Genomic DNA, 22,727 nt, shown 5'->3' on the forward strand with positions numbered 1-22,727 from the left:
AACCACCCCAGAAACTTTTATCAAATAAAGTTTCTGGGGTGGTTTTTTGCGTTTTCTTGGTAATAGATTAAATTAATCCATGACGCTCTAAAGCAACGGCGATACCGTCAGAGTTGTTTGATGTAGTGACTTCGTCTGCGACAGCTAGCAACTGGTCACTAGCATTTTCCATTGCAATACCGTAACGGACAGCCGCAAACATCTCGACGTCATTATGGCCATCACCGAAGGCCATCGTGTGAGCTTTATCTTCATTCATATAATGGAGGACATATTCTATAGCAGTTTGCTTATGAATATTTTTAACTCCAACTTCGCCACTTTCTTTACCAAAAGCGGAAACAGTTGTCGGAATAACCTGGAAATCGTTACTGTAACGGTCATAGATGTTTTGGAAAGGAATCGTCTGATTTACAAAACTTAATTTATTTATATGATCGTAGTCAATTTTACTCTCGTCTTCAATCAATAAATCTGTGAACCAGGTGATTGCTTTGAGTGCTTCAGGCCCTTTGCCTGGATTATCTCTTAACGTCATTTCGTTGAGTAAGTTTTTTAAATTTGTACTCGCGAAGAGACCATCGTTAGATTCTAAATAATACTCTACTTTGTTTTCTTTTAAATAAGAAACTAAATCTAGTAGTCCTTCTTTTTCTAGAACTTTGTGGAAAACAACTTTATCATCGACTTCGCAATATCCTCCGCCCGCTCCGATAATACCGTCAATCGGTAAAGACAAGACTTCGTCCGTTAACTCTGCTTTCGATCTACCTGTGCAGATAAAAAAGCGGTGGCCATTTGCATGTGCTTTTTGAATGGCTTCTTTAGTGCGTGTAGAAATGGTCCCTTCTGAAGTACAAAGTGTCCCATCTACATCTAGAAATATTAATTGCTTTTCCATACGTTCACCTCTTCGTCATATGCTTAATTTAAGTATTAAACAGAAAATGATTTTTCTAATCTTTGAATACTTACTACATAATCGTAAGCTATTCTCTATAAGAGTTCAACCAAATCAAAAATTTTATACAAGAAAAAAGTTTTTGGTTCTACAAAAATCATGTCCAATACCAATATAAGCAGTGACCGTTAACTTCTGGAAAACGCATGATATCAAGGGGGAAACGAATCGTTGCCCCCTTGAAAGTGGATAGTTCTTTCTTATGAGTAGTAGATAGATATAATGAAAATTAAAGGAGGGATAAAATGAAACCAATTTTATTAGCATCTATTTGGGCCATGGGTTGGAGCACCCTTTCGATGGATCAATCAGTCGAAGCGAGCGAAGTTTTTTCATATGACATGAACGTCGGAGGAGAACAGTCTGCTTATATCGAAACAGAATCAGGCAGTGAGTTATTGGTGACGATAGTCGAAATCGATGAGCCTATTCAGAATCAATCTTTTGATAGGTTTAGTTCATCATTAGCACTAGAAAACAAAACTTACTTAATAAAAGGTTCGCTGCCACTGTACTGGGAGGCAAGTTATAAGATTACGGTAAACAATCGACTCATCACTAGAGCGTATGAATCTAAGGTCACGCCGTTTTCTGGAAAAGTATCGCAAAGAAAACTGATTAGAGAAAGCTCCAATAAAAGAGCACGGTTAGAATTTTTAGTTAGCCCTTTAATTGGTTCGGATAGAAGTGGAAAGCTCGTTTCGACGATTAATGGGAATGAATTAGTTATCTCCAAATAAAAAACTACTTATACACCGAGTTTGAAAGACCGGAGTGTATAAGTAGTTAACAGCAATTAAAAAGGATCAGTTGAAGACGTTTCATCTTTAATGGATTCATCAGACTGATTATCTTCAAGTTCTTCATCTAGAAGAATAACTTCGTAGTTGGTAAACCAGCCGAACTTTGTACCGAAATAACCATAAGTTTCAAGTGAAACTAATAAGAGAGAAGCAATAATAGCTAAAGTATAGTAAACGCGCTTTTTCTTGTATAAATAAGCTAATAACATAATTGGAAAAGATAATAGTAGTGTAGCTGGATGGATGACTATAGGGAATAAAGAAATCAAACTCATCATCATAAAATGGCTATCCAATGATTTTAAGAAGGTTTTCAAATTGTCTATTAAAGAAGGGCTATAAAGATGACTTTCTTTCTCGACAGGTTCGGTTATGTAGGTATCCTCAGCTACAGTATTCAAAGGCAGAGCTTGTTCTGAGACAAACTCAGTAGAAACCGGTTCTAAATAGGGTTCTAGATCAGGTTCTAAATCGACTGAATCACTTAGTAAATTATCTATCGAAATATTGAAAAAACAACTAATTTGTTTTAAGGTTTCATGATCTGGTTTACCAAGCCCACGTTCCCACTTGGAGATGGCTTGACGCGTGACGTAGAGTTCATTTGCAAGCGCAGTTTGTGAATACCCTTTATTCAGACGTAACTGTTTGAGTCTTTCTGGAAATTCCATCATAATCACCTCCCTATTTACTGATTATTTTACTATATAGAGTAACGCAAAGGAAGGCTTTGTTCTGTTCTTTCCAGTTTATATTGAACAAATATGACTTTTTGTTTTATTTGACGATCCATTTCAAAATAAAGAGACAGGTGACTCCTTGATAAAGTGGAATGGTCTTCACAACAAGTTAAATTAGTAGAAAGTGATTTTTGAAATTCAACTAATGAGACGTTGATATATCAAGTATTCTAATAGGGGCAACGAAGCGTTGCTCCCCCTATTCGTTTCTTTTGTGCATAATCATAAGTAGATACAATGGGGACTCATGATATCAATTAAAAATGATCCAGAAAGGACAGACTATGTATTTAATCTTATCCGGTTTTTTGTTGCTTTTTCTAAAACTAAATTTTACGTTGTTTGACTATAGTTTAATCTATATTAGTACAAACTTTATCGGTTACCTTTTCTTACGCTTGGGTATTGAAAACAGTGACGAAGCGGATGAATTATACATGAAAGACTCACTTTGGTTTTACCTTACGCTGAACTTAGTCTTGTTGTTTTGTCGTATCTTCGGAGTTTCAATTGATAACATCACTTTTAATTACATAGACTCGTATTTATTAGCAGCAACTTTGCTATTTGTGCATATTTATCTATTCGTTTACCCCCTTTACCTGTTTTCAAAGTTTATCGCGTATTTAGAACTACAGTCTAAATGTCTGCAGTCAAAAAAGCTACAAACGATTACGAAGATATGTGTAATGCTGGTTATATTAGCTACGCTCTGTTCTAACTTAATTTCAGATTTCCAATATTTATGGATTGTAGTGATCTTACTGCAATTAACTGCGTTAGTGTTATTGAAAAAGTATACAGTGTCTTTAAATCGTTAATTCAGTGAACATATGTAAAGTAATATACAAGAATCAATTCACCAGTAAATAATCAGCTGATCACAAAAGTGAAAGAAATTGCCAATGACAAAATAGTGATTGTGTCCTTTGAAACAAGTATACTTTATAGAGAGAATCGTACAGAAAAAGAGTTAAGACAACAATGTTCAATTATTGTTGTCTTAACTCTTTTTATACTGCTTAAATAAATATATTAGAGAGATATTTTAGTAAATTTAGCTAGTAAAGATAATAAGCCTTTTGCACTTAAGAATCCTATTACGAAAGGAATCGTAAGAGAGGCTATTGTAGGGAGTAATTCTTTTGATTCAGGGCTGGTCAAGTAATCATTGAACAACTATACAGACAAATACATATAAATGAAGCTAAAACCTACACCTAACAGAAAAAAATAATACGGTATAAAGAAATGAACGAGAATTTGAACGGGTATTTGTAGATTTTTCGTCAGGGTTATTCATACTACCTGCAATGTCCGTTTGTCGCGTTCCGTTTTTACTATTGTTTAAATCATTACCGATGTTCACCCTCGAATACATGGAACTACTAATATTATTGTTTCTATCATGTTTGTTTTGTCTATCTCGATCACTCATACTGTCCAACTCCTTTGTCATTTTTATACTCTAAAAAGCTTTATCTGTGCTGAAAATTAGGTTCGAAATCCTATCTTTGAGTTTTCAAATCTACTTGTGAAAGTAAAATACTGATATTAATTTGATCAAAAACGAACGTTTTATCGTTTTTATTGATTAAAGTTCGATTAATGCTTTTTAAATAAAGGGATTATTGCTAGAATATAGAAGAATGGTTTATAAAAAGTATAAATATGAATCTGTAGGAGGCGCATCATGTCTGTAGAAGTAGCTGTAATTATGGGAAGTACATCGGACTGGGAAACAATGAAATATACTTGTGAAATACTGGATGAACTGGAAATAGGATACAGCAAAACCGTCGTGTCCGCCCATCGTACTCCTGATTTAATGTTTGAGTTCGCGGAGTCAGCAAGAAGTAAAGGAATCAAAGTTATTATCGCTGGAGCAGGCGGCGCTGCACATCTTCCGGGAATGGTTGCGGCTAAAACAACGCTACCAGTGATTGGTGTTCCAGTGCAGTCTCGTACATTGAATGGACTGGATTCTTTGCTTTCTATTGTACAAATGCCAGGAGGTGTTCCTGTAGCAACAGTAGCGATTGGGAAAGCTGGAGCAACCAACGCTGGCTTGCTTGCAGCCCAGATACTAGGAATAACGAATCTTAAAATAGCTGATAGAATAGAATCACGTAGAGAACGGTTAAAACAAACTGTAATAGAAAGTAGTGAAGCGCTTGTCTAATTTGATCAAACCTCATAGTACGATAGGTATTATTGGTGGAGGACAACTAGGGCGTATGATGGCTTTTTCTGCGAAAGAAAGAGGTTATCAAGTAGGCGTTTTAGATCCTACTCCAAATTGCCCGACTGCTCAAGTAGCGGACTGGCATATTGAAGCAGATTACGATGATGCTGAAGCTTTATTAAGTCTGGCAAAACAATGTGACGTACTGACTTATGAATTCGAAAACGTTGATGCTAGTACGATTGAACGCGTTATGGATCAAGTTCATGTACCTCAAGGCACAGATTTATTATTGATTACACAAAATCGATTAAAAGAAAAAGAGTTTTTTAAAAAATCGGGTATTCCAGTTGCATCCTATGCTAGAATTGATTCTATAGAAGATTTAAAGAATCAAAGTGAGACGATAGGCTATCCTTCAGTTCTGAAAACGATCCAAGGAGGATATGATGGCAAAGGTCAGTTTGTACTGAAGAAATCTTCGGATATTGAATCAGCCGCAACTTTGCTTGAACAAGGGACCTGTATTCTTGAGAAGTGGGTATCTTTTCAAATGGAAGTCTCCGTGATGGTAACAAGAAATGAAAGAGGCACGATTGCTGTATTCCCTGTTTCTGAAAATATCCACCAAAATAATATTTTACTAAAAAGTATTGTACCGGCTAGAATATCTAAAGATTTACAGAAAGAAGTTAAGCAGATTGCTGAAACGATTGCGGATCAATTAAATTTGGTAGGCGTACTTGGCATTGAGCTCTTTGTAACAGAGCAGGGAGAACTTTACGCAAACGAACTGGCACCTAGACCGCATAATTCTGGTCATTATTCAATCGAAGCTTGTACAGACTCGCAATTTGATATGCATATAAGAGCAATATGTGGGTACAGCCTTCCGGAAGTTGAGCTATTGAAACCAGCAGTGATGGTCAATATTCTAGGCGAACATCTAGAGCGTGCACATGAGTTGAATGAACAGCAGCCTAGCTGGCATGTCCATGACTATGGAAAATCAGAGGCAAAAGTCGGGCGCAAGATGGGCCATATCACCGTACTTACCGATGACGTGAATCAGACTTTAAACGAAGTTGAAGATACTGGAATATGGAAATTCTAAACTTATAGAGTGAAAAATGAGGAGTAATCATATGATCGAACGTTATACGAGACCGGAAATGAAACAACTATGGTCAGAAGAAAATCGCTATAATACTTGGCTTGAGGTAGAAATCTTAGCAGATGAAGCTTGGGCAGAACTTGGTGAAATCCCTAAAGAAGATGTAAAGAAAATCCGCGAGAACGCTTCTTTTGATATTGAACGCATTTTAGAAATTGAAAAAGAAACGAGACATGATGTTGTAGCTTTCACCCGTGCAGTGTCAGAATCCCTTGGTGAAGAGAAAAAATGGGTTCACTACGGTTTGACTAGTACGGATGTCGTTGATACAGCTTACGGATACCAGTTAAAACAAGTCAATGATATCTTACGTAAAGACCTACAGATACTTCTTGAAGTTATTGGAGAAAAAGCGAAAGAGCACAAGCATACTGTAACAATGGGTAGAACGCATGGGGTTCATGCAGAGCCGACAACATTTGGATTGAAGTTGGCGCTTTGGTATTCAGAAATGAAACGTCACATTGAACGCTTTGAACATGCTGCTGAAGGTGTAGAAGCAGGGAAAATTAGTGGAGCCGTTGGAACATTTGCGAATATCCCGACATTCGTTGAAAAATATGTCTGCGAAAAATTGGGAACTCGTCCACAAGAAATCTCAACACAAGTACTCCCGCGTGACTTGCATGCAGAGTATGTTAGTTCCATCGCTTTGATTGCGACAAGTGTAGAGAAGTTCGCAACTGAAATTAGAGGACTTCAAAAATCTGAAACAAGAGAAGTAGAAGAAGGTTTTGCTAAAGGACAAAAAGGCTCTTCAGCAATGCCACATAAACGGAACCCGATTGGGTCTGAAAATATGGCTGGTCTTGCGCGTGTTATTCGTGGGCACATGGTCACTGCTTACGAAAATGTAACGCTTTGGCACGAACGAGATATTTCTCATTCTTCAGCGGAACGGATTATTTTACCTGACAGTACAACATTGCTGAATTACATGTTGAACCGTTTCTCAAATATTGTCCGTAATCTAACTGTTTTCCCGGAAAATATGAAACGCAATATGAATGCAACACTAGGCTTAATCTATAGTCAACGTGTACTACTTAAACTGATCGATAAAGGCTTAAGTCGTGAAGCAGCATATGACTTGGTTCAGCCACTAACAGCAATTGCGTGGGATGAGCAGAAAGCGTTCAGAACTTTAGTGGAACAAGATGAAACGGTCATGTCTCATCTATCTGGTGAAGAAGTAGAAGAAGCATTTGATTACAATTACCATTTAAAAAATGTAGATGAAATATTTGAAAGAGTCGGTTTAGGAGAATAAGATAAGCCTTCTGTGTGGACAATTTCCTATACAGAGGGCTTTTTACATAAAAAGGATAGATATCTTTCGAGTTTTTGACAGTCCAAGTACTATAGTATCCAAGAAATAATTTGTAAAGACTTATAGAGTTGATGAAAAAAGAAATCTGACAAGTTTAAAATCTAGAATTATAGAGGAATCAGTCACCTGAGTTGAGTCAGACGAAAACCAATGCTAAACTGGTTTCATTAAGGATAGAGCGGAGAATGATTGATGAAATTGATTATGTTTAGCGTAAGAGAAGATGAAAAGCCAGCTGTAAAGGCTTGGGAAAAGCGTAATGGTGTAGAAGTCACAATGGTAACAAATCCTTTGACGCTCGAAACAGTAGAGCTAGTAGACGGGTATGCAGGTGTTTGCCTGCAGCAGAGAATTGATTTAACAGAAGAAGCAATCTACCAAAAATTATCATCTTTCGGGATTCAACAAATTGCTTTACGTACTGCGGGCTACGATATTATAGATTTAAACCTAGCAAAAAAATACCACTTAAAGATTACTAATGTTCCAGCGTATTCTCCAACATCAGTAGCGGAACTAGTGGTTATGCAGGCATTGAGACTGATTCGAAATAATCCAATTGTCGAAGATCAGATGAATAAGGGAGACTTTCGTTGGGGCGGAATGATTGCGAAAGAAATCAATACCTTAACTGTCGGGATTATCGGCGCAGGTAAAATTGGTGGCACAGCTGCTCGGTTATTCAATGCATTAGGCGCGGATGTTATAGCTTATGATCCAATTATTAGAGAAGAGCTTAAAGAAATCCTTACTTATGAAAAAGATCAGCAATCTGTTTTAGAAAAATCGGATATTGTTAGCTTGCACGTACCATTAGATGAGTCAACGACTCAGCTAATTGATGCAGAAGCACTGACACAAATGAAATCAGATGCGTACTTGATTAATGCCGCTCGAGGTCCAATAGTCGATATCAAAGCCTTAATAGAAGCATTGAAAGAGAAAATGATTGCGGGAGCCGCTTTAGATACCTTGCCGAACGAGCAACACTTCTTTAATTTCGATTTCAAAAATCAATCCTTACCAGATCAAGATCTTGAAGCGTTGATGAAAATGAACAATGTATTGATCACACCTCATATTGGGTTTTACACAACAGTTGCTGTTCAAAATATGGTCGATATCTCATTAGGAAGTGCTCTAGATATTCTGCAAACAGAAACAAGCGAGAACGAAGTATACTAATCTGTTCAGAGAGGCTATAAAAGAAAAGCCTCTCTAGATAAGTTCAAGTAAAAAGTGAAAAATTTTGGTGTATAAAGGGAAATATAGAATTCTGAAATAAATTTAAAAAAACGCTTGCAAGAATTTTGAAGCCGTGTTATAGTTACATCAACAATTAAATACAGCAGTCATTCAATAAAATGGATTGTTACCAGACTTAATTGTATGGGCAAAACCTAAATTGATCTGAAAGCTACTCTTTAGCGAATTTTCGCTGTATAGTAGGTTTGGGATGAGTTTAGGTTTTTTTTAATAAATCCTAAATGGAGGTGTCATAAGAGTGAAATGAAAATTGAGAAAGTATTGAACAATAATGTAGTGCTCGCATTTAACGAGTCAAACCAAGAAATGGTTGTTATGGGAAGAGGTATTGCTTTTCAAAAGCATACGGGAGACGAAATCGAGATAGATAAAATCGAGAAAACGTTTATTCCAGAAGGTCAAGACGTCATGGAGCATTTACTCTCATTGTATAGAGATATTGACCCAGATATCCTTGAGATTGCGACGAATGTAATCAAATATGCTCAAGGTATATTACATGCTAGACTCAGCAATCATATTTATCTAACCTTACCAGATCACTTGAGCTATGCGATTAGCAGAGCAAAAGATGGACTAGACATTAAAAATCCATTGACCTGGGAAATCAAGCGATTTTACAAAGTGGAACACGAAATCGGGCTGAAAGCTTTAGAACTTGTTGAAAAAAACCTATCGATCCAGTTACCAGAGTCAGAAGCAGCAGCAGTTGCATTGCACATTGTAAATGCCAGACAAGATGAACAAGATTTACAAGTAACCATTCGAATGACAGAGATGGTCCAAGATATATTGAATATTGTTAGCTATTATTATGGGAAAACATTCAACGAAGAATCTTTTCAGTATACTCGGTTCATTACTCATCTTCAGTATTTTGCAAGGCGGTTACTGCAACAGGAAAGAAAAGAATCAGGGGACACCTTTTTATACGATCAGGTGAAAAGTAAATACGAAAAAGCCTTCAACTGTACGGAGCGGATAAATGAATATCTGCTGAAGACACAAGGAGCGGCGTTGACTACAGATGAGCAGTTATATCTAGCGATTCATATTCAACGTGTCACAACTGAAGATTAATCTATCACAGATGGATTGTTACTGATTCGGGAGACCGAATGCAGGCAAAACCTAAGTTGATAGTCAGACATACATTCTCCTTAAGGGGAAATTGTATTCTCGACTATTAAATTAGGTTTTTTATTACTCAAATTCAAAAAATAAGAAAACAAGAAAGAAGGAAAATGTAATGGCTTACGAAGAATTAGCAAAAGAAATCCTAGACAACGTCGGGGGCAAAGAAAACGTCAATAGCTTAACGCATTGTATTACAAGACTACGTTTTAAATTGAAAGACGAAGGTAAAGCAAACACAGATCATATTAAAAATATGGATGGTGTTGTAACAGTTATGAAGAGTGGTGGACAATACCAAGTTGTTATTGGTAACCACGTACCAGATGTTTATGCACAAGTTGTACAAGAGGGTAACTTAGGAAACGCTTCGGACACAGATGAAGATACAGGACCTAAAGGTAATCCATTAGATCAATTTATCGATTTAGTATCAGGTATTTTCCAACCCGTACTGGGTGTACTAGCAGCTACAGGGATGATCAAAGGATTCAACGCATTATTCCTAGCAATTGGTGTATTAGAAGAGACTTCTGGAACATACCAGATTCTAAACGCGATTGGCGATGCATTATTTTATTTCTTCCCGATTTTCCTAGCGTATACAGCGTCTAAGAAATTCAAAGTAGCACCGTTCATTGCTATGGCAATAGGTGGAGCGTTAGTTTATCCAAGTATCGCAGGAATTACTGGTGGCGAAATCATGTATACATTATTTGCTGGTACATTATTCGAATCTCCAGTGTATCTAGACTTCTTGAAAATTCCAGTTATTCTTCCACAAGGTGGATATGGTTCTACCGTTATTCCAATTATTTTAGCTGTATTCTTTGCTTCTAAAATTGAGAAATTGATGAAAAAAATTGTTCCAGATGTAGTTAAACTGTTCGTCGTACCGCTCCTTACATTGCTTATTGTTGTACCTGTAACCTTTATCGTTATTGGACCTGTTGCGAATATCGCTGCAAATATGATTGGCGCAGGAACGTTAGCAGTTTACAACTTTAGCCCAATTATCGCGGGTCTATTGATTGGTGGATTCTGGCAAATCCTTGTGATCTTCGGATTACACTGGGGACTTGTTCCAGTTGCAATTAACAACTTGTCAGTTTACGAATTTGATCCAATCTTAGCCCTATCATTTATCGCTTCGTTTGCACAAACAGGCGCAATCATTGGTGTATTCTTAAGAACGAAAGAAACAAAAGTTAAAACATTGGCAGTGCCAGCAATCATCTCAGGATTCTTTGGTGTAACAGAGCCAGCAATATATGGTATCTCTTTACCACTTAGAAAACCATTCATCATCAGTTGTATTGGTGGAGCACTAGGTGGAGCGGCATTAGCTCTTTTCGAAACTAGAAGTTATATTATTGGTGGACTAGGCGTATTTGGGTATACAAACTTCTTAGATCCAGCACAATCAGGTGTTCAAAACTTATTCATCATTATCGGAATTTCTGCAGCTGGTCTTGTATTCGGAGCTGTTGTAACGTATCTAGTTGGATTCGGCACATTATTTGGTGATGCTGAAGTGGCAACTGATCAAGGAATTGAAACAAAATCTGCATCAACAACTGAAGGCGCAATTGTACAAGCTAATGGTGAGTCATATGTAGAAAAAGAAGTGATCGAAAGTCCTCTAACAGGAACCGTATTACCACTAAGTGAAGTCAAAGACGAAGCATTCTCTTCAGGCGCAATGGGTAAAGGACTAGCGATTGAACCAATAGAAGGCAAAGTGGTTTCACCAGTAAAAGGTGAAGTTACAGCATTATTCCCTACAGGACACGCAATTGGCATCACAAGTGATGAAGGGGTAGAATTACTGATTCACATCGGTATGGATACTGTTCAACTAGATGGCGAAGGCTTTACTGCTCACGTTAAAGCGGGTGACCGTGTTGAAGTTGGTCAAACATTGATTGAATTCGATATCGATTTGATCAAACAAGCTGGTTACCCAGTAACAACACCAGTATTAATTACAAACGCAGATCACTATCTAGATCTTTTAACAACAGATAAAACAGGTGTAGCAACGAATGACTATCTTATGACAGTCGTTATATAAAAAAGTAACAAGAATTGTAAAAGTGCAGGTAGCGAACAAACGCTACCTACATCATAATTGAAAGGTGGAGTTATTTTGTCAGTCAAAGGATTTAAGAAAGACTTTTTATGGGGTGGCGCAACAGCTGCCAATCAGTACGAAGGTGCTTATAATGAAGGCGGTAAAGGATTATCAACCGCTGATATGGTTAAATTTGTTCCTAAAGAAGAGCGTGTAGGTGGACACTCTTTAGATGTAACGAAAGAAGAGATTCAAGCAATTTTAGATGGTCGATCTAATGCTACATTCCCTAAACGTTTTGGTACAGATTTCTATCACAGATACGCAGAAGATATCGCCTTGTTAGCTGAAATGGGCTTCAAAGTATTCCGTCTATCGATCAACTGGGCTAGAATCTTCCCGAATGGCGACGACACTGAACCAAACGAAGAAGGCCTAGCGTTTTACGATAAAGTATTTGATGAATGTCAAAAGCATGGTATCGAGCCTTTAGTCACACTTTCTCATTATGAAACGCCACTTAATTTGACGTTGAAATATAATGGCTGGACAGATAGAAAAGTTGTAGACTTCTTCTTGAATTATGCAGAAGCAGTGTTCAAACGTTATAAAGACAAGGTTACTTATTGGTTGACATTCAACGAAATCAATATTGTAACGATGAGCCCTTATACAGGCGCGGGTGTTTTAACAGAAGGTGCTGAGAACCCAATGCAACTAAGCTACCAAGCAGCTCATCATCAATTTGTAGCGAGTGCCTTAACAACTAAACTAGCTCGCGAGATTAATCCAGAATTTCAAGTTGGATGTATGTTAGCTCGTTCAACATTCTATCCTGAAACAAATAATCCAGAAGACGTGCTATTAGCACAGAACGAAAATCAAATGAACTTATTCTTCACAGATGTACATGCTCGTGGAGAATATCCAAGTTACATGGAGCGTTACTTTGAAGAGAATAATATCCATATCCAAAAAGAACGTGGAGACGATGAAATCTTAAAAGCTTATACAGTAGACTTTATTTCGTTTAGTTATTACATGTCACTATCCGTTAGTTCTAAAGAAAGTGACGATAGTGTTGGTGGAAACTTGTTTGGTGGAGTGAAGAATAACTATCTAGAAACTTCTGACTGGGGATGGCAGATTGATCCAATCGGATTACGTTATACTCTGAATGATATGTATTCACGTTACCAAAAACCTCTATTTATTGTAGAAAACGGCTTAGGTGCTTACGATGAAGTAGAAGAAGATGGTAGTATCCATGATGATTACCGTATCGACTATTTGAGAAAACACATCGAACAGATGAGAGAAGCTGTTAAAGATGGCGTAGACTTAATGGGTTACACAGCTTGGGGATGTATTGATCTTGTGAGTGCCTCAACAAGTGAAATGGCTAAACGTTACGGATTTGTCTATGTTGATCAAGACGATCATGGTAACGGAACTTTAGACCGTTCTAGAAAAGATTCGTTTTTCTGGTATAAAAAAGTCATTGAATCAAATGGTGAAGACTTAGCATAATGATAAAAGAAGCGGAAGAATCTTAATGATTCCTTCGCTTTTTTTGTATAGGATATATAACACTTATGCTTGACTTGAAGTCGACTTTAAGTGGTAAAGTAACCTTATCTTAAAGAAAAAGGAGCAAAACATCATGCAAACCGTTAAATTTGGGAACACAGGAATGGACGTTACGCCCATCTGTTTAGGCGCAATGAGTTTTGGAGATCCAGAAAAGTGGACACATGACTGGGTGCTGAAAGAAGATGAAAGTCGTAGCATCATCAAGCATGCACTTGACCAAGGAATCAATTTTTTCGATACAGCTAATATTTATTCAAAAGGTGAAAGTGAAAGAATTTTAGGTCGGGCACTGAAAGATTTTGCTGATAGAGAAAAAATCGTTGTTGCCTCTAAAGTTTATTTCGACATTCATGAAGGTCCTAACGCGAAGGGGTTATCAAGAAAAGCAATTTTACATGAGATCGACCAAACATTAGGTCGACTAGATATGGATTATATCGACTTATATATTATCCACCGCTGGGACTACAATACGCCAATTGAAGAGACGATGGAAGCCTTGCATGATGTCGTTAAATCTGGAAAAGTACGGTATATTGGGGCTTCTGCAATGTATGCTTGGCAATTCCAAAAAGCACAGTACATTGCGGAGAAAAATGGCTGGACTAAATTTGTTTCGATGCAAAATCATTATAATTTAATCTATAGAGAAGATGAACGCGATATGATCCCATTTTGTGAAGACCAAAATATTGCGTTAACACCCTATAGTCCATTAGCTTCAGGAAGACTTGCTCGTGACTGGTCTGTACAAACAGAGCGTTCTAAAACGGACCAAGTTCAAAAATCCAAATACGGATCAACAGAAAAGCAAGATAAAGAAGTGGTTGATCAATTAGCAGAAATGGCCGAGAAAAAAGGCGTGCCGCGTGCACAACTAGCACTTGCTTGGTTACTGCACAAACCACAAGTTGTTTCTCCCATCATCGGTGCCACAAAAGAAAAGTATATTGACGATGCAGTAGCGGCTCTTGATATTTCACTAACGAAAGACGAAATGGATAAACTAGAAGCTTTATATGTGCCCCACAATGTTGTTGGTGCCCTACCAGATCCGAATAAATAAGCCGTTAATACGCTAGAAAAAAGGGGGCAACCAATCGTTGCTCCCTTTTTTTATTGTAGATGTGTATACTGAAATAAAACGAAGACAGTAACGCTTTTAGAAACCAAAGGAGTTTTGAAAATGTTAGTGGTTCGAGCAGTTAGTTTACTGATGGGGTCATTCAATGCAAGTGATCATTCAATAAGAAACGATTTTGAGCATCGCATACTGCTTTATCAATTCGACGAAATACTTGATCCCAATGTATTAAAACAAATGGTTTATAAAGAGAATACCGAAGAACCATACCAGGTCGAATCAGGGGAAATGGTTTACTGGAAAGTCGTTAGAATAGTAGATGTCTTCGAAATGGTAGATAAAGTCACTTTCGAACAGGGCGCTGAAGTATATAGTCGGTTCTTTATCGAAGAAGGTTTGACGTCAGAAAAAATTATATCCAAGTATTTTTCTGATTTTGATTGGGAGAAAACTAATTAAACGAGTATTAGCATTCTGTTGGTTGTCTAGATGAACTTTAAGTAAATAGGAGGACCGAGTGTGGACAATGAATTTAGAGGAATAATAGATCCCGGAGAATCGGTAGATGAGGACAATACGCCAATGCTTCTGGCTCAATACCGTGACCGACTAAATATTGTAGAAGTAAAAGAAGATCCTTTAGAAGTGATTAAAAAACTAGTGGATTTGGAAGACTACGCTCTTGAAAATATAGTAAAAGCTCAACTGGAAATTTTGGAATACAATACAAAACAGTTACCGGCGTATTTAGGCGGAAAAATAGATCTACAACTTTATAAAGTTGTGAACAACGAGAAGAGTCAGCTATACTATGATGAAATCCTTGCATTTGGAGAAGGCATGTTTCAACCTTATTTTGATGACGTTACCATAATTTTAGTGGTGGAAAAGACGGTTGGAGTCATAGAATTAGGCAGTCGATTGTTTGACTATGACTATGCTTTTTTAAGAGGCGTGACAGCCAAAGAACTGGTAGAAACATCACCCGAATTAACTCGCTTCTTGGCACTAGTTGAAATCTTTGAAACACCGTTTAAAGAAAGAAAAGAAATCGATTGGTTGTTCAACGAGATTAGGAGAGTAGAGTGAATCGTTCACATTCACTTCACTTAAAGTCGACTTTAAGTGATATACTGATTTTAGGAAGTGAGGAGAATTGGATGAATATTTCAAAAGTAGCGGAAGAAATGAATATCGCACCATCAACTATTCGGTATTATGAAAGGATCGATTTGATTCCACCTATCACTAGAAATAAAGCTGGTGTTCGAGTGTTTAGTGAGCAAGATTTGAAATGGATCGATTTTATTAAATGCATGCGAACAGTTGGTTTACCACTTGAAATATTAAAAGAATATACAAGTTTGGTTAGACAGGGTGCAGATGAAGCTCTAGAAAAAAGAAGAGAAATATTGATGGAAGAACGAAAAATACTATTGAAGAAACAAGAAGAAATGGCTCAAGTCTTACAAAAATTAGACAAGAAAATTAATGACTATGAAGGTCGGTTGGCGAGTAAAGAAACGGCAATGAAAAACTTGAGTTATTAAAAAGAAAGCTGAGATTTTAGTATGAAATTTATATGATACACAATGTATGAACAACATTTAAAAACAAAAACTGAAAGGGGGTGAACCTTATTTGATTGAAATGATTTTATCCAACCAAACATATATGCAACTGGCTTTCGTTGCTTGTCTGATCTTGGCCTTACTTACGTTACCTCTGAGGGAAATTATAACAATCGGTTTTTTTGACATCAGTGATCTGTTTGTTAGTCTAATGATTGCTGTATTCATCGGTTACATGATCAACGAAAGCATGCCTGGTAATGCCTTTATTTCAATTGGGCTATTTATACTTATATTTGTGACTGTTGTGACTGGAATTGTTCTACTTAATATCTTCGTGATTATTCCCTTTCGAAGCCGTTCAGAAAATTCGAGTGCCACATCTATTCGTCAACTCGAAGGCAAAGAAGGGACAGTGTCGGTTTCAATAACGGCTGACGGCGTGGGAGAAGTGCTGGTATATACTGGTTTTACAAAAACCAATAGAATGGCTAAAATTTACGAGAACAGTAGCGAACCTGTAACCTTTATCGAGCAAGGTACGAATGTTTTAGTCATGGACGTCAAGGACTCTTTCTTATACGTCTTACCGTATACCAATACGATCCAAGCAACAAATGAGCAACAACCAACATGGAATTTAAACAAAAAAAATAGAAAACGAAAGTAGGAATTTATTCATGGATGCAAGACTTTTTGGAATCATCGGCATCGTTGCCATCTCACTAATCGTTATCGTTTTATTAATTAGCCGTTACCGTATTGCTTCACCCGATATTGCGCTGATTATCAGTGGAACGGCACTCGGAAACAGAAATGTCTATACAGATCCAAACACAAACAACAAGATGAAGATTGTCAGTGGTGGTGGTTCATTCGTACTACCCGTTATACAATCTGCTAGAACCTTATCTCTATTATCATCTAAATTAAAAGTGAGTACACCTGACGTTTACACCAAAGAAGGGGTACCCGTTACCGCAGACGGAACCGTTATTATCAAAGTTGGTTCAACAACTGAAGATATCGCTACTGCTGCTGAACAATATCTTGGTAAAGCGACAGAAGACTTAGAGAACGAAGCACGCGAAGTTTTAGAAGGTCATCTACGTTCGATTTTAGGTTCGTTGACGGTTGAAGAAATCTATCAAAACAGAGATCGATTCAGTCAAGATGTACAAAAAGTTGCTTCAGTGGATTTAGCTAAAATGGGTTTAACGATTGTTTCGTTTACTTTGAAAGAAGTAACAGACAAAAACGGTTATCTAGACTCACTTGGTCAAGGACGTATTGCTGAAGTTAGACGTGATGCGGATATTCAGTCAGCAAGAGCCGACAAAGAAACGCGTATTGAACGTGCCCTAGCGGAACAACAATCTAAAAAAGCTGAATTACAACGTCAAACAGAAACAGCTGAATCTGAAAAAGATAAGAGCTTACGTATTGCAGAATACAAACGACAAGAAAATGTAGCCACAGCACAAGCTGAAAGTGCCTACGAGTTAGAAAAAGCAAAATTACAAAAACAAGTCCTTATCGAACAAGGTAACGCTCAAATCATCGAGCGTGAGAAACAAATTGAATTACAAGAAAAAGAAACCATCAGAAAAGAACGTGAATACGACGCTTCTGTTCGTAAGAAAGCTGACGCTGAGCGTTATGCCATCGAAACTGAATCTGAAGCAAATAAATCAAAAGCCATCGCTGAATCGGAAGCGCGTGCGAAAGAAATTGAACTGAATGGTAAAGCGAAAGCTGAAAGTATCCGTGAAATTGGTAAAGCTGAAGCTGAAAGTAAAACAGCATTGGCTAAAGCGCTGAAGGAATACGGACAAGAAGCGATTGCTACTTTGATGATCGAAGCGTATCCTGAAATGATTCGTGCTGTATCTGAACCACTAGGTAATATTGACAAGATAACCGTTGTTGATAGTGGTAATGGTCAAGGTGCATCATCTCTAACCAATACTGCCTTGAATACATTAGCATCATCACAAGAAGCTTTCAAAGATGCTGTTGGTTTAGACCTTACTAGTTTGATCGAATCCTATGCCGGAACAAAAAATGTCGGTGGGCAAGTACGAGAATTGAACAATACATTAAAAGAATCAGGAAAAAATGAATCTGTTTCATCTGAAAATGATGAGTCAGTAACAGAATAGACAATATGAGGTTATACTGAATATATTTGTTGAGTTCTATGAACACAAATGATCATTAAACGAAGTGAAATATAAATTAAAATAGAAAAAAGGATGACTATTCTGATTCAAAATCGGAGTAGTCATCCTTTTTTTACTTAAATAATTTTATATGATAATTCTATTTTTGAAGTGCTATAAATGAACTGAGCAAATGCCCTAAACTAATATTCTTTTGTCATTATCTAGTCTTTCCGTTTAATACGTATATAATAAAGACAAATATAAGGAGTAAGAACACAGATGAAAAATACTCCGCCTGCGATGAATCCGCTTATTGGACCAGACTCATTTTCAAATGGTGCAAAAATACCTACTGCAATAGAAATAATTGCAATAATAGCGATAGAGATAAGGAGACTTTTTTTGGGGGCTCTTTTTTGAACTTCATGATCTACACTAATAGTCATAGAGAAAAAAGATACTACAGTAATTGAAAGCATAAAAACAAACCATAATGGGTTTTTAAACATTTCTTCTGATCCTTTAGTAATCCAGTCATACCCTAATATACCAAGGATACCTAGAGTTTGAATCGCGTAAGCCATTCTAATGTTTTTAGATTTTTCAAAATTAAACGTTCATCTGTAATTTTTTTCATTTATATCAGTCCCTTTCTTTCCAAAATAGTTCATCTAGTGTTTTATTGACGGCGTGGCATATATTAAGACACAGTTTTAGAGAGGGATTATATTTACCTTTCTCAATCAAACTAATGGTCTGACGAGTGACATTTACTTTTTCAGCTAACTGTTGCTGCGTTAAATCAACTTGAATACGAGCAATTTTTATTTTATTTTCCACGAATATTATCAAACTCCTTTAAATTTCTTATACTAGTAGTGTAACATATACATTACTTAATGTAATGTATATGTTACATTATTTAGTTAAAGCTTATTTGTAACAAAACATACGAGCAACGACTTATTGGAACTACACCAGAAACTGAGAAATGATTTAACCGGGCATAAGAAATAACAAATACTAGCCGACTTTCACAACGGTAATGTCTTTAGGAAAGATAAAATTAAGGTGTTTTAAAGTTCCTCTTTACAACGTAATTAAATTAAAATAAGATTATAGAGAGGTGGAAAGAAATGATAAAATTCAATGATCTGTCTTCCAATGATAAAACCAAGCGATATCGTTGGACAGTCGAAGTTCCGTTTTTTGTTTTACTATTTATGTTAACAGTATTCGAAGTAAACGTTATGACTATAGGTATTCTATATACGACCTCTATGATTTTTGGTCTGTTTTTTTATGGCCTAATCAATAACAAAAGGAATTACTCTGTTCACAATTTATCAATCGACTCGATCGTATTATATTCAATCACTATTCTACAAATCTTATTTTTAACACCTCTTTTGATAGATGCTATGGGAATTACGTTTGAGAGTAGTTATTATTCACATATTTTTGCCGTTTTAGTATCCTTGCTCATGACACATATATTTTGGTATACGGTTTTAATGGTTCAAAAACTTTATTTTAAAAGCAAAAATAACTGGAAAGTGAAAGCTAGTGGTTTATTCAATTCTACTTGGAGTTTTAAAAGGAACGATGTGGAGCCAGAGTCATAACCTCATTATTCTAGGCTTATTTACAACGAGTACTAGTGGTAAAGCATCCGTTATTTGAAATGCAACAAACTTTATAGTTTAAAAGGAGTAGTCATTTGAACGAAAAAATTGAAAAAGTTTCTCTTATAAAAATTATTTTACATAGTGTTATGGCAGTTTTAATTGTGTTTGTATGTTACAGGGTGCTTATTGAATTTATGCCAGAGTCTTATTCAAATCTGGCTCCTTCTCTAATTCAACTAACAATGAATCTTGCTTTTATTTGTATCATAAAAAATCAACTCAATAAAAATAATATTCGGTTATTTGAAATTACGGGTAAAATTCAAGTTAAGCCAAAGGAAATGGCACTTTATATATGGGGAATTATACTTAAACTGTTACTTTCTTTCACGTTTCTCTTCTCGCTAATTCGTATAGCAATCGTCTTTATTGGTTCAGAACCTATCATATCAGAACTTCTTTTAGATACATCTGATTCTTCATCAGGACTTGGAATAGGTACTTTGATTGCGACAGTTTTTCTAGCACCTATAGTAGAAGAGTTGATTTTTAGGGGGATATTACTAAATAAGTGGACAATGAAGATGAGCAATAAGAAGGCTTTGTTTTGGAGTGCTTTATTGTTTGGGATTCTTCACTTTGACTCATTTGTTATTCCGCAATTGTTAGGTGGATTATTGTACGGAATGGCTTACTTAAAAACCAAAAAGCTCATTTACCCAATAGTCCTGCATGTCATCAACAATGCAGCGCTTGTATTGCTACTTGCTTTACCAGAATCAGAATTTAAAGTAGAGAACATGGTTGAGGCAGCTCGAGAATTAATTTTTGCACTCAATATTAGTAGTGCAGGATTTTTAATTAGTTTATTACTTTTCGGGTGGTTTGTTTATAAAATAGGAAAAGATATCAACAATGAACAAGCTCCCTATCTTGTCCACTCGAAATAAGAAAGCAAAGGAAGAAGCCCGACCAAAAAGGTTGGGCTTCTTTTTAATTCATTTAAATAGAACAGCTTCCGTCTTCACATAGACCTTCATCCGGATTCCCTATGATCTGTAAACCAGGTTTAATGCCTAGTTCATCAGCAACTTTCTGCAGCGTTTCTTGAAAGAGTTGCTGTGGTTGGGCACCAGAGATAGCATATTTTCTTTCTAGAACAAAGAAAGGTACACCTTGAACACCAATGGCTTGTGCTTCTTGAATGTCTCTAGCGACATCCTCAGCGTACTGATTACTAGACAATACTTCTTGAGCAGATTCACGAGATAATCCTACGCTTTCAGCGATATCCAGTAAAACTTCATCGATATTTAAAGCGCGGTTCTCTAAAAAATGAGCGGCTAGCAGAGCTTCATCAATTTCTGAGCCTTTTCCGTGTTCTTCAGCGTATTTAGCTAATCGATGCGATTTTTTTGTGTTGGCATTGATCATTTTAGAAAAGTCATAATCTAAGCCAACTGACTTAGCGCGCTCTGTTACGGCTTCAAACATGCCGTCTATTTGAGAAGCACTCATGCCTTTTTTCTGCATTAGACTTTCTTTAATTGGATCTTCACCTGTTAATGGCGTCGCTGGATCTAGTTCGTAAGCCTTGAATTGGACTTCTACTTGACCAGACAATCCCGTTTCTTTTATCGCTTGTTCAAGTTCTCTTTTTCCTATATAGCAAAATGGACAAACATAATCTGACCATACTTCAATTTTCATCAAAAAAATCACTTCTCTTCCTAAAAGTAAGTAATTATACTATACCAATAGTTTAGCTAAAACACAATATACATTGTAATCGAGATACTTAGGAGATAAATAGCATTGTTCGTTATTCGGTGATTAAGTAATCATTTATAATCATCTATAAAGTTTATTTAGAAATTAAAACCGAACGATAAGCGACATTAGTTTATAGATGTACTGTAAAAGGTTGACTATGATGAACTTAAATCTTATGATGAACTCAATAGATAACATTTAGTCGTATTTTTAAATAAATTGTTCGTGATTAGCTTTAGAGTTGGAGGGGTTAAGCTTTGGAAAAATGCGTACTACTTTACGAAGGAAAGGCAAAAGAACTATATGAGACAAATGATTCAAACTTTTTATGGGTCACTTATAAAAACCAGGCAACAGCGGGTAACGGTGCAAAAAAAGAAATGATTGAAGGAAAAGGTAGATTAAACAATCAAATTACCAGCCGAATTTTTGAAAATTTAAAAGAAGCAGGTATTAAAAGTCACTTTGTTAAGCAATTATCTGAGACAGAACAAGTGATTCAAAAAGTAGAGATGTTTGCATTAGAAGTTGTCGTAAGAAACGTTGCTGCTGGAAGCTTTTCTAAAAGGTTAGGCGTAGAGGAAGGAACAGCTTTGCCATTTCCAGTTCTTGAGTTTTATCTTAAAGAAGATGCTTTGAATGACCCGATCATCAATGAAGATCATATACGAGTACTTGAATTGGCAACAGATTTACAAGTAGCGGAAATTAAAAAACAGGCTCTTGATATCAATGATGTACTTCAGAAAATGTTTGAAAAGATGTCTGTCAGACTGGTTGACTTCAAGCTAGAGTTTGGGAAAACAGCGAACGGAAGTATCTTACTTGCAGATGAAATCTCGCCGGACACTTGTCGACTATGGGATTTAAACACGAACGATCGATTAGATAAAGATGTCTTCAGAAAAGATTTGGGAGATATTATTCCATTATATGAAGAAATACTGAAGCGACTTACTCAACTATAAAAGGAGAACTGAAGACATGTATAACGTAAAAGTTTTTGTAACGTACAAAGAATCCATTCTTGATCCTCAAGGCGAAGCTGTAAGGGGTGCTGTTCACCGTATGGGGTTTGATGAGATTGAAGATATTCGAATTGGAAAGTACTTTGAAATCAAAGTTTCTAGTCAAGAGGGACGAGACATTGAAGAAACGATTGAAACAATTTGTGATAAGTTGCTAGCAAACGTGGTCATGGAAACCTACCGCTATGAAATTGAAAAAGTAAAGGAGACGGTGTAAC

23 protein-coding genes are annotated in these 22,727 nt (G+C 36.5%); 18 read left to right on the forward strand and 5 right to left on the reverse strand.

From position 1 onward, the window contains the following. Positions 1 to 67: 67 nt before the first annotated feature. Positions 68 to 901 (reverse strand): HAD family hydrolase, encoded by an 834-nt coding sequence (locus VXN63_RS07230; protein ID WP_327757355.1) that lies wholly within the window; start codon positions 899 to 901, stop codon positions 68 to 70. A gap of 305 nt (positions 902 to 1,206) precedes the next feature. Between VXN63_RS07230 and VXN63_RS07235 the strand changes: the two genes are divergently transcribed. Further along, on the forward strand, positions 1,207 to 1,701 hold the full coding sequence (locus VXN63_RS07235) for a DUF5626 family protein (RefSeq protein ID WP_327757356.1): 495 nt from the start codon (positions 1,207 to 1,209) through the stop codon (positions 1,699 to 1,701). Positions 1,702 to 1,757: 56 nt separating this feature from the next. On the opposite strand, the gene VXN63_RS07240 is transcribed toward VXN63_RS07235, so the two are convergent. After that, positions 1,758 to 2,438, reverse strand: a complete 681-nt coding sequence (locus VXN63_RS07240) for a helix-turn-helix domain-containing protein (RefSeq protein ID WP_327757357.1) — start codon at positions 2,436 to 2,438, stop codon at positions 1,758 to 1,760. Positions 2,439 to 4,197: 1,759 nt separating this feature from the next. On the opposite strand from VXN63_RS07240, the gene purE reads away from it, so the two are divergent. The 13 genes from purE (at position 4,198) to VXN63_RS07305 (ending at position 18,077) form a co-directional block, all read left to right on the forward strand. Further along, positions 4,198 to 4,686, forward strand: a complete 489-nt coding sequence (purE, locus tag VXN63_RS07245) for a 5-(carboxyamino)imidazole ribonucleotide mutase (protein ID WP_327757358.1) — start codon at positions 4,198 to 4,200, stop codon at positions 4,684 to 4,686. Next, a complete protein-coding gene (gene purK / locus VXN63_RS07250; protein WP_327757359.1) occupies positions 4,679 to 5,803 on the forward strand; it encodes a 5-(carboxyamino)imidazole ribonucleotide synthase in 1,125 nt (374 codons plus the stop codon). The genes purE and purK overlap by 8 nt, the downstream gene beginning before the upstream one ends. Positions 5,804 to 5,834: 31 nt before the next feature. Then, on the forward strand, positions 5,835 to 7,133 hold the full coding sequence (gene purB, locus VXN63_RS07255; RefSeq protein WP_327757360.1) for an adenylosuccinate lyase: 1,299 nt from the start codon (positions 5,835 to 5,837) through the stop codon (positions 7,131 to 7,133). Positions 7,134 to 7,382: 249 nt separating this feature from the next. Next, positions 7,383 to 8,378, forward strand: coding sequence for a D-2-hydroxyacid dehydrogenase (locus VXN63_RS07260; protein ID WP_327757361.1), 996 nt, complete (start codon positions 7,383 to 7,385; stop codon positions 8,376 to 8,378). Positions 8,379 to 8,702: 324 nt separating this feature from the next. Further along, positions 8,703 to 9,539 (forward strand): BglG family transcription antiterminator LicT, encoded by an 837-nt coding sequence (gene licT, locus VXN63_RS07265; protein WP_327757362.1) that lies wholly within the window; start codon positions 8,703 to 8,705, stop codon positions 9,537 to 9,539. Between the two features lie 169 nt (positions 9,540 to 9,708). After that, positions 9,709 to 11,667: a beta-glucoside-specific PTS transporter subunit IIABC gene (locus tag VXN63_RS07270; protein ID WP_327757363.1), complete on the forward strand. Its 1,959-nt coding sequence runs from the start codon at positions 9,709 to 9,711 to the stop codon at positions 11,665 to 11,667. Positions 11,668 to 11,742: 75 nt separating this feature from the next. Further along, positions 11,743 to 13,197: a 6-phospho-beta-glucosidase gene (ascB, locus tag VXN63_RS07275; RefSeq protein WP_327757364.1), complete on the forward strand. Its 1,455-nt coding sequence runs from the start codon at positions 11,743 to 11,745 to the stop codon at positions 13,195 to 13,197. A gap of 133 nt (positions 13,198 to 13,330) precedes the next feature. Then, positions 13,331 to 14,326 (forward strand): aldo/keto reductase, encoded by a 996-nt coding sequence (locus VXN63_RS07280; RefSeq protein ID WP_327757365.1) that lies wholly within the window; start codon positions 13,331 to 13,333, stop codon positions 14,324 to 14,326. A 120-nt stretch (positions 14,327 to 14,446) separates the two neighbouring features. After that, positions 14,447 to 14,803, forward strand: coding sequence for a DUF4288 domain-containing protein (locus VXN63_RS07285; RefSeq protein ID WP_225743062.1), 357 nt, complete (start codon positions 14,447 to 14,449; stop codon positions 14,801 to 14,803). A 60-nt stretch (positions 14,804 to 14,863) separates the two neighbouring features. Continuing rightward, positions 14,864 to 15,433 carry a hypothetical protein gene (locus tag VXN63_RS07290; RefSeq protein WP_327757366.1) on the forward strand — a complete coding sequence of 190 codons (570 nt, stop codon included), beginning with the start codon at positions 14,864 to 14,866 and terminating at the stop codon, positions 15,431 to 15,433. Positions 15,434 to 15,504: 71 nt separating this feature from the next. Then, positions 15,505 to 15,894 (forward strand): MerR family transcriptional regulator, encoded by a 390-nt coding sequence (locus VXN63_RS07295; protein ID WP_327757367.1) that lies wholly within the window; start codon positions 15,505 to 15,507, stop codon positions 15,892 to 15,894. Positions 15,895 to 15,994: 100 nt separating this feature from the next. After that, entirely contained in the window at positions 15,995 to 16,585 is a 591-nt protein-coding gene (locus tag VXN63_RS07300; protein WP_327757389.1) for a hypothetical protein, read from the forward strand. Between the two features lie 10 nt (positions 16,586 to 16,595). After that, complete coding sequence (locus tag VXN63_RS07305) at positions 16,596 to 18,077, forward strand: flotillin family protein (protein ID WP_327757368.1); 1,482 nt, start codon at positions 16,596 to 16,598, stop codon at positions 18,075 to 18,077. Between the two features lie 224 nt (positions 18,078 to 18,301). Here VXN63_RS07305 and VXN63_RS07310 read toward each other — a convergent pair whose 3' ends face one another. Continuing rightward, positions 18,302 to 18,664 (reverse strand): hypothetical protein, encoded by a 363-nt coding sequence (locus VXN63_RS07310; RefSeq protein WP_327757369.1) that lies wholly within the window; start codon positions 18,662 to 18,664, stop codon positions 18,302 to 18,304. A 58-nt stretch (positions 18,665 to 18,722) separates the two neighbouring features. Further along, positions 18,723 to 18,920 (reverse strand): helix-turn-helix transcriptional regulator, encoded by a 198-nt coding sequence (locus VXN63_RS07315; protein WP_327757370.1) that lies wholly within the window; start codon positions 18,918 to 18,920, stop codon positions 18,723 to 18,725. A gap of 296 nt (positions 18,921 to 19,216) precedes the next feature. On the opposite strand from VXN63_RS07315, the gene VXN63_RS07320 reads away from it, so the two are divergent. Next, positions 19,217 to 19,705 (forward strand): hypothetical protein, encoded by a 489-nt coding sequence (locus tag VXN63_RS07320; RefSeq protein WP_327757371.1) that lies wholly within the window; start codon positions 19,217 to 19,219, stop codon positions 19,703 to 19,705. A gap of 95 nt (positions 19,706 to 19,800) precedes the next feature. Continuing rightward, positions 19,801 to 20,658 (forward strand): CPBP family intramembrane glutamic endopeptidase, encoded by an 858-nt coding sequence (locus tag VXN63_RS07325; protein WP_327757372.1) that lies wholly within the window; start codon positions 19,801 to 19,803, stop codon positions 20,656 to 20,658. A gap of 52 nt (positions 20,659 to 20,710) precedes the next feature. Here VXN63_RS07325 and VXN63_RS07330 read toward each other — a convergent pair whose 3' ends face one another. After that, positions 20,711 to 21,418, reverse strand: coding sequence for a DsbA family oxidoreductase (locus VXN63_RS07330; RefSeq protein WP_327757373.1), 708 nt, complete (start codon positions 21,416 to 21,418; stop codon positions 20,711 to 20,713). A 320-nt stretch (positions 21,419 to 21,738) separates the two neighbouring features. Between VXN63_RS07330 and purC the strand changes: the two genes are divergently transcribed. Together purC and purS are read left to right on the forward strand one after the other, a co-directional pair. Beyond that, complete coding sequence (gene purC, locus VXN63_RS07335; protein ID WP_327757374.1) at positions 21,739 to 22,449, forward strand: phosphoribosylaminoimidazolesuccinocarboxamide synthase; 711 nt, start codon at positions 21,739 to 21,741, stop codon at positions 22,447 to 22,449. A 16-nt stretch (positions 22,450 to 22,465) separates the two neighbouring features. Continuing rightward, entirely contained in the window at positions 22,466 to 22,726 is a 261-nt protein-coding gene (gene purS / locus VXN63_RS07340) for a phosphoribosylformylglycinamidine synthase subunit PurS (protein ID WP_327757375.1), read from the forward strand. Position 22,727 lies beyond the last annotated feature (1 nt).

Source organism: Marinilactibacillus sp. XAAS-LB27 (assembly GCF_036039175.1).
GTDB lineage: Bacteria > Bacillota > Bacilli > Lactobacillales > Carnobacteriaceae_A > Marinilactibacillus.